This is a genomic window from Halorussus sp. AFM4 (assembly GCF_051194995.1).
Classification (GTDB): domain Archaea; phylum Halobacteriota; class Halobacteria; order Halobacteriales; family Haladaptataceae; genus Halorussus.
In genome coordinates this window covers 496096-509306 of record NZ_JBNTJT010000003.1, presented here as the reverse complement: position 1 = coordinate 509306, position 13211 = coordinate 496096, and the positions used below count along the sequence as shown (strand labels likewise).

At 70.2% G+C, this 13211-nt stretch carries 12 protein-coding genes; 6 read left to right on the top strand and 6 right to left on the bottom strand.

The window, feature by feature from the left end; genetic code table 11:
* Positions 1–32 precede the first annotated feature (32 nt).
* Positions 33–1421 (bottom strand): tRNA pseudouridine(13) synthase TruD, encoded by a 1389-nt coding sequence (gene truD, locus ACQUQF_RS15590; RefSeq protein ID WP_435180021.1) that lies wholly within the window; start codon positions 1419–1421, stop codon positions 33–35.
* A 704-nt stretch (positions 1422–2125) separates the two neighbouring features.
* Positions 2126–2464 (bottom strand): peptidyl-tRNA hydrolase Pth2, encoded by a 339-nt coding sequence (pth2, locus tag ACQUQF_RS15585; RefSeq protein ID WP_435180020.1) that lies wholly within the window; start codon positions 2462–2464, stop codon positions 2126–2128.
* A 119-nt stretch (positions 2465–2583) separates the two neighbouring features.
* Here pth2 and dcd point away from each other — a divergent pair, with 119 nt between their 5' ends.
* Together dcd and ACQUQF_RS15575 are read left to right on the top strand one after the other, a co-directional pair.
* Positions 2584–3207 carry a dCTP deaminase gene (gene dcd / locus ACQUQF_RS15580; protein ID WP_435180019.1) on the top strand — a complete coding sequence of 208 codons (624 nt, stop codon included), beginning with the start codon at positions 2584–2586 and terminating at the stop codon, positions 3205–3207.
* The gene (locus tag ACQUQF_RS15575) at positions 3204–4103 is read left to right on the top strand and encodes a thiamine-phosphate synthase family protein (RefSeq protein ID WP_435180018.1); all 900 of its coding nucleotides are present in this window, start codon (positions 3204–3206) and stop codon (positions 4101–4103) included. Before dcd ends, ACQUQF_RS15575 begins: the two co-directional genes overlap by 4 nt.
* A gap of 43 nt (positions 4104–4146) precedes the next feature.
* Here ACQUQF_RS15575 and ACQUQF_RS15570 read toward each other — a convergent pair whose 3' ends face one another.
* Together ACQUQF_RS15570 and ACQUQF_RS15565 are read right to left on the bottom strand one after the other, a co-directional pair.
* Positions 4147–4395, bottom strand: a complete 249-nt coding sequence (locus ACQUQF_RS15570) for a PRC-barrel domain containing protein (protein ID WP_435180017.1) — start codon at positions 4393–4395, stop codon at positions 4147–4149.
* A 111-nt stretch (positions 4396–4506) separates the two neighbouring features.
* Entirely contained in the window at positions 4507–4749 is a 243-nt protein-coding gene (locus ACQUQF_RS15565) for a hypothetical protein (RefSeq protein WP_435180016.1), read from the bottom strand.
* Positions 4750–4884: 135 nt separating this feature from the next.
* Here ACQUQF_RS15565 and ACQUQF_RS15560 point away from each other — a divergent pair, with 135 nt between their 5' ends.
* Positions 4885–5562, top strand: a complete 678-nt coding sequence (locus ACQUQF_RS15560) for a class I SAM-dependent methyltransferase (protein WP_435180015.1) — start codon at positions 4885–4887, stop codon at positions 5560–5562.
* 254 nt (positions 5563–5816) lie between these two features.
* Here ACQUQF_RS15560 and ACQUQF_RS15555 read toward each other — a convergent pair whose 3' ends face one another.
* On the bottom strand, positions 5817–6629 hold the full coding sequence (locus ACQUQF_RS15555) for a hypothetical protein (protein ID WP_435180014.1): 813 nt from the start codon (positions 6627–6629) through the stop codon (positions 5817–5819).
* 282 nt (positions 6630–6911) lie between these two features.
* Between ACQUQF_RS15555 and ACQUQF_RS15550 the strand changes: the two genes are divergently transcribed.
* The 3 genes from ACQUQF_RS15550 to ACQUQF_RS15540 are packed head-to-tail and all read left to right on the top strand — an operon-like array spanning position 6912 to position 10771.
* Positions 6912–7817, top strand: coding sequence for a hypothetical protein (locus ACQUQF_RS15550; protein ID WP_435180013.1), 906 nt, complete (start codon positions 6912–6914; stop codon positions 7815–7817).
* Position 7818: 1 nt separating this feature from the next.
* The gene (locus ACQUQF_RS15545; RefSeq protein ID WP_435180012.1) at positions 7819–9567 is read left to right on the top strand and encodes a pyrroloquinoline quinone-dependent dehydrogenase; all 1749 of its coding nucleotides are present in this window, start codon (positions 7819–7821) and stop codon (positions 9565–9567) included.
* A gap of 22 nt (positions 9568–9589) precedes the next feature.
* The gene (locus ACQUQF_RS15540; protein ID WP_435180011.1) at positions 9590–10771 is read left to right on the top strand and encodes a cupredoxin domain-containing protein; all 1182 of its coding nucleotides are present in this window, start codon (positions 9590–9592) and stop codon (positions 10769–10771) included.
* A gap of 132 nt (positions 10772–10903) precedes the next feature.
* Here ACQUQF_RS15540 and fdhF read toward each other — a convergent pair whose 3' ends face one another.
* Positions 10904–13021 carry a formate dehydrogenase subunit alpha gene (gene fdhF / locus ACQUQF_RS15535; RefSeq protein WP_435180010.1) on the bottom strand — a complete coding sequence of 706 codons (2118 nt, stop codon included), beginning with the start codon at positions 13019–13021 and terminating at the stop codon, positions 10904–10906.
* Positions 13022–13211: the final 190 nt, after the last annotated feature.

Here is a 13211-nt window from a genome sequence, read left to right as displayed (position 1 = left end):
GGTACGACGGCCCCGATGAAATGGTTTGAGGCTTACTCGTCGGCGGGGTCGGTCTTCAGGAACTCCCGCAGGACAACCGTCGCGTACGACCCCTTCGGGAGTCCGAACTCGAAGGTCAGGGCGTCGGCGTCCGCGTCGCCGCCGGCTCCCGTCCCGCGCTCGATTCCGAGGTCGGTCCGGACCAGGATCGCCCGCCGGGTCCCCGTCGAGTGGAACTCGCCCGGCAGGTCGAAGTCCGCGGGGTCGAGGTCCAGGTCGTCGAGCACCGCGCGCTCGATCTCGCCGGGCTCGCCGTCGGCCAGTTCGGTCTCGGTCCCGACCAGCGGCGCGGTCACGAACGCCCGACCTCGCTCGCAGTGGCGCGCGACCGTCTCGACCCGCCGCTCGTCGACGCGCTGCTCGCGGTCGGGGTCGGGCAGGGTCACGCTGTCGACCGTCTCGGCGAAGCAGGCCACGTCGCCCGCGACCGGGCGGTCGAAGGGGAGCCCGCGCGCCAGGCGCTCGCTCAGGATGCGGTTGAACACGTACGACTGGGCGGCGTTGACGAACAGCCGCTGGAGGTTCGAGGGGACGGCTTCGAGCGCGCTCCGGAAGTCCTCGGGCCGGTCGCCGCCCGACTCGACCAGGGCGTTGAGCATCGCGCGCTCGAACCCGAGTCGCCGGGGCGTCGCGTCCAGTGCGGCCTGCCAGTCGCGGTCGTCGAAGGCGTCGCCGACCTCCCGGCGGGCGCGCTGGCTGTCCTCGGGTTCGGTGTCGTAGGGGTTGGCGACGTACTGCCGCACGGCCTCCTCCCACTCCCCGCGGACGATCCGGAGGCCCACCTCGTGGGTGACGGGCCGGCGGCTGCCGAACCGCTGCTGGCCGAAGTAGTTGGGCACGCCGACGGTCGTCGACTCGCCCTCGTCGCTCGGCGGGAATTCCCCGCCGAACGCGGCGAGCTCCTCCCGGATCTGCCCGGCGTTCTCGGGGCGCTCGGGGTCCCGGACGACGATCTCGAACTCGTTGCCCGCGAGGTCGCCGAACTGGAGGCCCCGGCCGGCCCGACCGACCACCTCCACGTCGGCGTCGTAGACGGAGACGTCCGCGAGGTCCGCGGCGTCGACCTTCCGGAGGGTGAACAGCTGGGTCGTGACCGCGTACTTGTCCTTGGTGCCGGCCCACGAGACCCGCTCGCGGCTGATGCCCAGCGCGTCCGAGAGGCGCTTGGCGAAGTCGTTGGTGTCCCACTCCCGGAGGGTGGCCCGGACCACGAGGAAGGGGTACGAGCCGGGGTCGGCGTCGGCGGGCTCGGCGTCGAACCGCTCGACCTCGCGGACCCGGAAGTCCTCGGGCGACTCCCGGAGGCGGCCGCCGACGCCGTCCGCGTCGCTGACGAAGGAAGCGATGCCGACCGCCCGCTCGACTGGGTGCGCCTCGCGCATTCGTCTCGAGGTTGGTGGCCGGGTCGCTTGTATCTGACTTCCTGCGATGGGTCTGTTTCGGGTGATCTGGAGGCCGAGTCTGAACTGATAAATCGGCCAACCTGAACTAGAATGCGTCTGCTTCGTCCTCGAAAGCCCCCGCCCGGTCGCCACCGGAAGACGTTCCTGCTCGCTACGCTGCGCGGGCTGCGTCTTCCGAGGTCTCGTTCGCTCCGCTCACGAGACGGTCGCTCAGCGACATATCCTCCGCTCGCTACGCTCGCTCCGGATAGGGGTCGCTGAGGCGACTGAACTGCACGCGACCGGGCGGCCCCTTTCATCCGCCCCACAACACCGCGACCGCGAGCCTCGAACCTCCCCAGCCTCCTGCGGTCCTCGCTTCGCTGCGGTCCTCGTCCCTCGCACGGTGTGGCGGACCACGGGGGTCCGCCAGCGCGCGCCAGTAGTGAACCAATCCCTGAGCGACGACCAGGTGGCCAAACCAACCCGGGCGGGACTGAAAGGGGCCGCGGGCTCGCGGGCCGGAGGCCCGTGGTCGTCTCGGCGACCTCTGTCCGAGGTGAGCCGGAGGCGAACCGAGGATATGTCGGCGAGACGACCGCGAGCCCGCGGGGGCTTTCGAAAACCTCGTTCCTGCTGTGGTCGTCGCAGACTACTTCGGTGCGCTCACCTCTACCAATTTTCAGACAAATAGACTCCCGAACTCAGTACAGCGACAGATGTCCCGTCACCTTGTCCACGAGGTCGTCGTCGGCCGGGCCGACCGCCAGCGCCGTGACCGTGCCGGGGTCGAGCTGGGTGTGGCCGGCGTCCCGGACGACCGCGTGGGGCAGGCCCTCGGCGCGGGCCTTCTCGGCGAGCTCGAAGATCTGCTCCTCGCCGTCGGCCTTCAGAACGACCTTCTTCTGGCCCCCGCCCTTCCACTTCTTGCGCGCCTTCGTTCCGGTGTCCTCGTAGGCCGACAGCGAGGCGTGGGCGACCTGGGCGGCCAGCTTCCCCTGCCCCATGCCGATGTCCGTGCGGGCGACGATGGCCTGCTTCATGGGTCGGAATCCGGCCGGGTCGCGTATAGCTCTGGTGTTCCGTCCGGGGGCGTCTGCGTCCGGTTCGGCCGCTGGAGCGGACCGCCACGCTTTACCTCCCTCCACTCCCTGCTACGACTATGATACTCTCGGACGCCGACATCCTCGACCGGATGGCGGCCGGCGACCTCGTGGTCGAACCGCTCGACGACCCCGACCTCCAGATCCAGCCCGCCAGCGTCGACCTCCGGCTGGGGCGGGAGTTCCTGGAGTTCCAGCGAACCAACATCCCCTGCATCCACCCCACTAGCGACGAGGAGGTCTCGGAGTACGTCACCGAGACCACGGTCGACGAGGGCGACGACTTCATCCTCCACCCCGGCGACTTCGTGCTGGGCACCACGAAGGAGCGGGTCGAGATCCCGGCCGACCTCATCGCCCACGTCGAGGGCCGGTCGTCGCTGGGCCGGCTGGCGGTCGTGGTCCACGCGACCGCGGGGCTGTGCGACCCGGGCTATCGGGGCCAGATCACCCTCGAACTGTCGAACCTCGGCACCGCGCCGGTCGCGCTCGAACCCGGGATGCGGGTCTCCCAGCTCACGTTCACCGAACTGAAGTCGCCCGCCGACCGGCCCTACGGCGAGGAGCGGGGCTCGAAGTACCAGAACCAGTCGGGGCCCCAGGCCTCCCGCATCCAGAGCGACCACGAGTTCGGCGGCGACCAGAAAGGTGAATCGGACGGCGCGGGGGAGACCGACCGATGAGGTTCGCCGAGGAGATCGTCGTCGAGGAGTTCCTCCCGACCGTCCGGTCGATGCTGGCCGAGGACCTGCGGGACCGGGGGCTCACCCAGAGCGAGGTCGCCGACCTGCTGGGCATCAGCCAGAGCGCGGTGTCGAAGTACGCCAACGGCGAGGTCGAGCGCAACGACCGGTTCCTGAACGACGAGCGCGTCCGGAACCTGGTCGCCCGGCTCGGCGAGGGGCTGGCCGAGGGGACGACGAGCCGGGTCGAGGCGCTCATCGAGATCGAGGTGCTGATCCGGCGGCTGGAGGACCGCGACCTCATCGCCGAGATCCACGAGCTCGAGATGCCCGAGCTGTCGGGCCACGGCGGCGACTTCAACGTCCACGACCCCGAGGGCGACCTCCGGACGACCGAGCGGGTCCGGTCGTCGCTCCGCCGGGGGCTGACCCTCGTCGAGAGCACCAGCGGGTTCGCGTCGCTCATCCCCGCGGTCGGGTCGAACCTCTGTCAGGCCACGCCCGACGCCGACGGCATCGACGACGTGGCGGGCGTCCCCGGCCGCATCTTCGACGTGAAGGGCCAGGCCGCCATCCCCGCCGAGCCCGAGTTCGGCGTGAGCGAGCACGTCGCCTCCATCCTGCTGGCGGCCCGCCGCCACGGCAGCGACGCGCAGGCGGCGCTCAACATCCGCTACGACCCCGACATCGTGGCCGCGCTCGAGGACGCCGGCCGCGCGACCGTCGAGTTCGACGCCGAGTACGACGACCTCGACGCGGTCGTCGGCGCGGCGCTGGAGGAGCGCCCGGACGCGACGGTCCTCTACCACACCGGCGGCTACGGCATCGAGCCCATCGTCTACCTGCTCGGCGACGACGCGGAGGCGGTCGTCGAGACCGCCCGGAACCTGCTCTGAGCCGACGCCTCCCGAGAGATCGGACGGATCGGTGATTCCGCCGCTACTCTTCCGGCCGGGTCCGCAGCAGCACCTCGCCGTCCTCGACCTCGTCTATCCACTCCGATCTGAGCGCGTAGGCGTCCTCGTCGGCCTCGTGGCTCCCCCAGTCGAGCTTGGCCTTCAGCTCCTCGGTCAGGCTGGGCTCGGGCTCGACGTAGGCGGTGCCGTCTCGGACCTCCACCACCACGCCGATCTTCTCGCGGTCGGCGTCGAACACGGACGCGCCCTCGTCGGCTTCGGTGAACTCCATGCTCCGGAGTTCGTCGGCCTCGGGCAAAGTGGCTACGGCCTCGGGAACCGACGGGGCGAGTGAGTTCCCCGCGGCTCGGCCGACCGAAGCAACCGAGTGCGACCGCTCGACCTACGCCGAGACGTCCAGAACGATGCGGTCGTCGGTGATGTCGGCGATGCTCTCGTCGCCGACCGCGTACGTCTCCTCGTCGATGCCGCCCTGCGGGAGCCGGGTCTGCATCTCCTCGACGGTCGACTCGTCGGCCCGGACGTGGGCCGCGCCGTGGTGGATGTCGACGACGGTCCCGACCCGGGTCCCCTCGCGGTCCACGACGGCCTTGTCGACGTCCTCCTCCGTGAGCGCGACTGTCATACGGCGACGGTACGGCGTCGCCGCCCTTCACGGCACCGGCCGACCGGACTCGCCCGGGTCCCGACGAGTCTCCGGTCGCGGCGAGTCCCCCGCGGCGGCCCCACCGTTTTGGCGGCGGCCGTCGTAGGCTCCCACATGGCGACCGACGCGACGGCGGCGGCACAGCAGTTCTACGGGCGGTGGGCCGACCTCTACGACGTCCTCGCGCGTTCGACGCCGGGCCTCGGGCGGCTCCGGGCCCGGGTCGCGGACGCGCTCGCGCTCGACCCCGGCGACACCGTTGTCGAGATGGGCTGTGGCACGGGGGCGAACTTCCCGCACCTCCGCGACCGGGTCGGCCCCGAGGGACGGGTGGTCGGCGTGGACTTCACGCGGGGGATGCTCGCGACGGCCCGCGACCGCATCGACCGCGAGGGATGGGACAACGTCCACTGCGTCCGGGCCGACGCCACGAGCGTCGCGTTCCGCGACCCGCCGGACGCGATCCTCGCCACCTTCGTCGTGGGGATGCTCGGCAACCCCGCGGCCGAGGTCGACCGGTGGGCCGACGTGCTGGCGCCGGGCGGTCGCCTCGCGCTGCTCGACGCCGCCCAGACCACGCGGTGGTTCGGCTGGCCGGTGAACCGGGCGTTCCGCGGGCTGGTGGTCGCCTCCTCACCAAGCAGCGTCGACGCCTACGAGGCACCGCCGTGGACGGTGCTGGACCGCCGGGTCGAGGCGGCCGGGCGGGCGCTCCGGGCCAGGGCCACCGACACCGCTCACGGCGAGTACGCGCTGGGCGTGGTGCGGCTCACCGCCGGTCGTATCGAGTAGGGCGGCGGGATTCGGCGGTCGCCGAGGCCGCACCGCCCAGAAGGGTCGTCCAGTTTGGGGGTAGTGGTGGGGGATACCAGCCCCGGACGACGGATACTGACAGTCTGTGTCGCGACGCCGCCGAGTAGTTGCAGACGCCCGACGGACGTAAATCGGCCCATCCGACAGGGCGACCTGTCAGGGCGGGCGCCGGCGTGCGGAACGGTAGCGTGGCCCGCCCCGTGGGACCCCGGAGAACCTCGCGCGACCCCGGACTACCCGATCCGCCGCTCGGCGATCGGGACGTCGCAGTCCTCGCAGGAGACGGCGACGACCTCGGCGGTCGGCTGGCAGCACGACTCGACGGTCTCCTCGTCCCGGGCGAGCGGGGCGCCGCAGGCCGGGCAGTCCCGCCGGAGCGTCCGGAGGGTCGCGAGCGCGTCGAGGCGGTCGTCGACGCCCAGGTCCTCCCACGCCGGTCGACCGGCCAGCGCCCGGCCGGCGGCCGCGTCGGCGACAAGCGCCGGCTCCGAGGGCCACTGCACCAGGCGCTCGCCGCTGACGAAGAACTGGGCCGGCCCCACCGCCGAGACCGCGTCGGCGTCGACCCCGAGGGTCGACGCGACCGCCTCGCGCCCGACGTCGGCGGCCGAAACGCCGTCGACCGCGTCGTTCCAGGCGCGCCGGAAGTCGGGGTCGAGCCGCCGGTCCCCGTCGGCGTCGCGGTCGACCGCCCCGAGGCGGGCGAGGGGTCCGGCGCCGGCGGCACGGTCGGCCGGCGTGAGGTCGCTCGGCGCGCGGTCGACCGCGCTCGACTCCTTGCCGAACAGGTCGAGCACCGGTTCGGGGAGGTAGCGGGCGGTCAGCGCCGGGGTCCCCGGGACGAGGTAGCCCCGGAGGTAGACGACCGCGACCGAGAGCGCGAACGCGGCCGCCCCGGCGACGGGCGAGACGGCGGCGAGGCCGGCGCTCGCGGCGCCCGCGAGGAGCAGGTTCACGAGCGTGCACGGGAGGCACCGGTTCTCGCCGGTGTAGGCCGGTCGGCGTACCGCTTCCAGGAGTCGCTCCATCGCTTCGTGACGAGTCACGTATGGGGTTCTCGAACTAATAGCTGGGGCGTTCCTCCCTCCTCGCGAACACGTCGGAACCGGGAGGGGAACTCGCTTAAAAAGATTCCCGTGATTACCTTATACGCCTTCTTAGGCATCCCGCGAGTCCTTCCGCGGACATCTGTTCGATGAATCATCCGGCCGAGGAGTATCTTATCGTTAGGATTGCTGGACGTTTACCGAATGTTGAAGAGCGACCGCGATGTGTATTGCTTTCGGGGTGAGTTACCAAATGACACTTCGACGCGGGGGGACCGACTGATGACATATAGAACGCCCGAGATAGACTCGGAGGAACGCCGGCAGTTCCTGCGGGTGCTCGGGGTAACGGGGGCCGCCGCCGCGGGGGCGGAGCTCACGATGGGCGAGCTCCGGGACGCGATGACCGCCGAGGCCGGCGGGGAGCTCGCGGCCATGGGCGAGTCGATCCGGTCGGACCTGACCGGCGCGCTCGACCCGGCGCTGCTCGGCACCGGCCTGTCCGACATCGCCGCGAGCGTCGAGCAGCTGCCGGCGCTCCGCGAGATGGGGATCCCGGCGCAGGACAGCACCGCCTACCAGGAGGCGGCCGCGCCGGTGTGGGAGGTGTACGACCACCTGAAGGGGGTCGGGTTCTTCGAGAGCGTCGAGACCCACCTGCCGGCGTTCACCGAGGACCACATCGAGTCGACCGCGAGGGCGCTCGTGGCGGCCGAGCCGCTGACCGGGCTGCTCTCCGAGGCGGGTTTCAGCGAGAAGGAGAAGACCGCGCTGGTCTCGGACGTCGTCAACCGGCGCGAGCGGCTCGCGCTGTGGGTGCCGACCAAGGACATCCCCGAGCGGGTCGAGTACGACCTCCAGCACGTCGCGCCGCTCCACCAGCGCGCGCTCGGCGGCGTCGGCCTCTGGATGGACGACCTCGACGAGTACCTCTGGCAGAAGGAGATCCTGATGACCGACCAGATACTCGACAAGGGGATCTGGGACGTGAAGGTGATGCTGGGCGGGGCGGAGCTGTTGACGAAGGCCGCGACCGACATCGCGGGCGAGGCCGAACTCACGAACAGCCAGCTCACGGCCGCGCTGACGGCCGGCACCGCGAGCATGATCCTCGGTCAGGAGGACCTGACCCAGGACGTCTACCGAATCACCGACGACGTGCGAGCGCCGCGCCCGGAGGGATTCTGACATGTCGACAGACCTGAGCAACGACCCGGCCGTGCAGGCCGCCAAGGAGATCGAACTGAAGGAGGTCGAAGAGGGGTACACGCTGGTCAACACGCCCGACGAGTCGATATCCTACCAGCACAGCAACGTCCAGGACATCCCGGAGAAGGACGTCACCCAGGAGATGCTGTCGAACACCGGGCAGAATCCGGAGTCCTGGCTGATGTACGGCGGCGACTACACGCAGAAGCGCCACACCACCGCCGACGTCATCACCAAGCAGAACGTCCAGAACCTCGAGATCGAGTACCTGCTCCAGGCCGGTGTCTCCTCGAGCATGGAGGGGACGCCGCTGGTGGTCCCGGGCGACCCGCCGGTGATGTACCAGACCAACGGGCCGAACCACGCGAAGGCGGTCAACGCCCGGACCGGCGAGGTGCTGTGGTCGTACACCTACTCGAACCCGACCGACGTCCACGGCAACCAGCCGGCCGAGGACCGGCTGCTGCTGTGCTGCGACGCCAACAACCGCGGGTTCGCCATCCTCGGCGACAAGGTGTTCATGACGACGCTGGACTCGGGGATGGTCGCGCTCGACCGATACACCGGCGAGCAGGTGTGGTACAGGGCCACCGCCAACTACGAGGTGGGCTACTCGGCGACGTGGGCGCCCGTCATCTACGACGGCAAGCTGATCACCGGGAGCGCCGGCGGCGAGTACGGCGTCCGCGGGTTCATCATGGCGCTCGACCCCGAGACCGGCGACACCATCTGGCGGAAGTGGACAACGCCGAAGGACGAGTGGGTCGGCACCAGCTACGAGCAGGGCTGTGCCACCAGCTGGATGACGCCGACCATCGACGAGAAGCGCGACATGATCTACGCGCCGGTGGGCAACCCCGGTCCGGACTTCGACGGCGCGGTCCGGCCCGGACCCAACCCGTTCACCTGCGGGACCGTGGCGCTCGACGCCAACACCGGCGACGTGAAGTGGAACTTCCAGGAGAGCCCCCACGACACGTGGGACTACGACTCCATCGCGCCCCGCATCCTGCTGCGCGACAAGGAGGTCCGGGGCGAGACCCGCGACGTGGTCGTGAATCCGGGGAAGACGGGGTGGAACTACACCACCGACGCCGAGACCGGCAAGCTGCTTGTCCGGAGCCAGCCGACCGTCCAGCACCTCAACATGTGGGAGATGGTCCCGCACGTCGACAGCGACGAGAGCATCTCGTACGTGCCGGGCCCGCAGGGCGGCAACGACTGGCAGCCGCCGTCCTACAGCCCGCAGACCGGCTACGTCTACCTCAAGCAGCAGAACACGCCGGTCGAGATGTGGTGGGACCACGCCGAGTACGAGCCGGGGACCGCCTACTTCGGCGGCACCTTCGACGACTGGCCACACGTCGAGACGCCCGAGGGGTGGAACGGCCACACCAGCGCCATCATCGCGGTCGACCCGCTCACGGGCGAGCGGGTCTGGCGCGAGTGGATCGACGACCGCGACTACCTCTGGGGCGGCTCGATGACGACCGCGACCGGGCTGGTGTTCCTGGGAACCCAGAAGAACCGGTTCATCGCGTACGACGGCGAGACCGGCGAGCGGCTCTGGGAGTCGCCGAACCTCGGCGCGCCCATCAGCTCCTCGCCGATGAGCTGGTACGACCCCGGGACGGGCAAGCAGTACGTCGCGGTACAGGTCGGCGGCAGCGGCTGGCTCCGGCACGGGCCGCGGGGCAGCACGGTCGCCGTCTTCTCGCTCGCCGAATGAACGAACAACAGGGATAACAACAATGTCACACGACTTCACGCGGCGTTCGTTCCTCTCGGCGGCGACCGGAGCGGGCGCCCTGGCGTTCGGTATCGGCTCGGCGGGGGCGAGGCAGGGACCGACCTACACGCTCGCGATGACGCAGGATGGCTGGGTCGGCCAGTCGCCCTCGGAGATACAGGGACAGAACGCGCCGACGCTCAACCCCGACCCCGGTCAGGAGGTGACCGTCGAGTGGGAGAACCGGACCGACATCATCCACAACTTCGTGGTCACGCGGCGGTACCCCGGCGGCAACGCGCTGTTCCGGTCGGACTACGTCGCACCGGGCGACAGCCAGACGGTCACGTTCACCGCCGAGGAGGGGCTGGCGGCGTACTACTGCGAGAACCACACCGAGGAGAAGGGCGACATCGTGGTCGGTCAGGGTCAGCAGACGGCGACTCAGACCGCGACGGTCGAGGAGCGAAACCTCACCACGGGCGGGTCGGTGCCGTTCCAGACGTTCCGGTTCGTCGGCTCGGTGCCGGGCTGGCAGGCGCTGGCCCCGTCCGGCATCCAGGGCAAGACGAACCCGACGCTCCGGTTGGTACCCGGCCGGACGTACGCCGTGATCTGGATCAACGGCGACGGCGCGCCCCACAACTGGGAGATAGAGAACGAGGCCGACGAGACGCTCGTCCGCTCGGACGTGATGGAGCGCGGCGGCGCCCGCCAGACGGTCAAGTTCCAGGCGACCGAGGAGATGTCGGTGTACTACTGCCAGTACCACCCGCTGCGGATGCGCGGTGAGATCGAGATCGTCAGCGAGGAGGAGGTCACCCGGCAGACGACCGCGCCACAGCAGACGGCGGCGGGCCAGCAGACGACGGTCGAGGGGCAGGGCGACTTCACCCATCAGACGGTCTCCAGAGACATCGGCGCGGAGAACGCGACCGGGACGACCGCGCCCGGCCAGACCACGGTGGGCGGACCGACGACCGTGCCCGCCCAGGAGACGACGACGATGCCGGGTCAGCAGGACGGGGCGGCCGAGCAGACGACCACCGCCGCCCAGCAGGCCGCGGCCGGCAACGGCGCCGTCGACACCGACCAGATCGTCCAGACGGTGCGGGCGCCCGGGTTCGGCGCGCTGACGGCGCTCGGCGGCATCGGCGGTGCGATGAGCTACCTGCTGTCCCGCGACGAGGGCGACGAGGAGTAGCCGCCCACGCGATTCCTGTTTTTTCGGGGCGACTCGACCTCGGCTCCGACGGGCGCGATCCGACCGACGCACAGTTCCGGCGGTGTCTGCTCCGCTCGGGAGAAGAGATGGGGCCCGAGGCGGGGCGCCGGCTCAGTCGCCGGCCGCGTCGCTCCGGGCGTCGGCGTCGATGCTGACCTCGACCTCGGCGGCCGCGGCCTTGTACTCCGGAATCTTCGCCCGCTCGTCGAGCACGTCGTTGGTGAGTTTGTTGGCGGCGGCGGCAGCGAAGTGCGGCGTGGTCCAGACCACGCCCTCCTTGATGTCGTCTGTGACGTGGGCCTCGACCGTTATCTCGCCCCGCCGCGAGGTGAGGGTCACCTCCTCGCCGTCCTCGATACCGTACCGGTCGGCGTCGGCGGGGTGGACGTCCACGAAGTTCTCGGGGTGCTGGCGGTTGAGCGTCGGCGACCGGGTGCTCATCGTCCCGGTGTTGTAGTGCTCCTCGAGCCGGGCCGTGGTCAGGATCAGCGGGTACTCCTCGTCGGGCACCTCGGCCGGCGGCTGGTGGCGCACGCCCTCGACGTGGCCGAGCCCGCTCTCGGTGTCGAACTCCTCCTCGTAGAGGAACGGGTCGCCCTCGTCGCCGGGCTCGTAGCACGGCCAGTGGAGGCCCTCCTCGCCGAGGAGGTCGTAGGTCATCCCGTGGTAGCTCGGACAGACCTGCCTGAGCTCCTCGAACACCTCCTCGGGGTCCTCGAAGTCGAAGTGGCCCTCGCCCTCGAAGAGGCGACTGCCGACCTCCGAGACGATGTCGAGGTCGTGCTTCGTGTTCTCGTGGACCTTCCCGACCGGGCGCATCCGCTGGACCCGCCGGTCGGTGTTGGTGACGGTGCCGCCGCGCTCGGCCCACGACGTCGCCGGCAGCACCACGTCGGCGAACTCGGCGGTCTCGGTCATGAAGATGTCCTGGACGACTATGAACTCCAGTTCCTCCAAGCGCTCGGCCACGCGGTTGGCGTCGGGCTCGGACATCACCGGGTTCTCGCCCATCACGTACAGCCCGTGGACCGACTTCCCGGCCTCGTGGGAGATCTCGACGTTGGTCAGGCCCGGTTCGTCGGGTATCTCGAAGCCCCACACCTCCTCGACGCTCTCGCGGGCCTCGTCGTCGTCGACCAGCTGGTAGCCCGGCAGCACGTTCGGCATCGCGCCGACGTCGCAGGTGCCCTGGACGTTGTTCTGTCCCCGGAGCGGGTTGACCCCGGTGCCGGGCCGGCCGAGGTTGCCCGTGACCAGCGCGAGGTTGATCTCGTTCTGGACGTTGTCGACGCCGCAGCGGTGCTGGCTCATCCCCATCCCGGTGAAGATGGCGGCGTTGTCGGCGGTGGCGTACTTCTCGGCCGCGGCCTCGATGTCCTCGAGGGGCACCCCGCAGGTCTCGGCGGCCGCCTCCTTGTCGAAGTCCTCGAGGGTCTCCCGGAGGTGTTCGATGCCCTCGGTCCGCTCCTCGACGAACTCCTCGTCGACCCAGTCGTTCTCCAGCACCGTCTTGAGGACGACGTTGAGCAGCGGGATGTCGGTCCCCGGGTTCAGCTGGAGGTGCTGGTGGCGGTCGGTCTCGTCGATCTTGAACGACCGGGTGGTCTTGTTGGCGTGGGGGTCGACCTGGATGACGGTGGCGCCGTCGAGCACGGCCTGCCGGAAGTACTGGCTGTTGGCGATCGGGTGCTGCTCGCCGGGGTTCGCGCCCTGGATCCAGAACACGTCGGCCTCGTCCCGGAGGTCGGCCATGCTGTTGGTCATCGCGCCGGCGCCGAGGCTGGTCCGGAGCGCCCACACCGTCGAGGCGTGGCACATCCGGGTGCAGTTGTCGACGTTGTTCGTGCCGTACCGGCGCGCGAGCTTCTGGAGCAGGTAGTTCTCCTCGTTCATCGTCTTCGAGGAACCGAAGAAGCCCATCGCGTCCGGGCCGTGCTCCTCGCGGATGCGGCCCAGCTCGCCCACGATGCGGTCGTAGGCCTCCTCCCAGGTGGCCTCGCGGAACTCGCCGTCCTCCTTGATCAGCGGGTCGGTGAGCCGGTCCTCGTGGTCGACGACCTCGGTCGCGGCGCCGCCCTTGATGCAGACCCGGCCCTCGTTGACCGGGGCGTCGCCCCACGGCATGAACCGCATGTCGCCGGGCTCCTCGCCCGGCTTGACCTGGATGCCGCACCCGACGCCGCAGTACGGACAGACGGTCTTGACGGGGTCCTGTTCGTCACTCGACATGGTTCGCTCCCTCCGGTTCGCGGGTCATGATTACCTAGTTGAGACACCCGCTCCAGTGGCATGAACTTTATTAACACATTACATAGCCTTCGGCCCGGGAACCGACGCCCCGCCGTACCCCCGGAACGCGGACGCCCGGCCCCCGCGGTCGGCGAAACACTCACGGCGGACGACCACGGACGTCCGACCG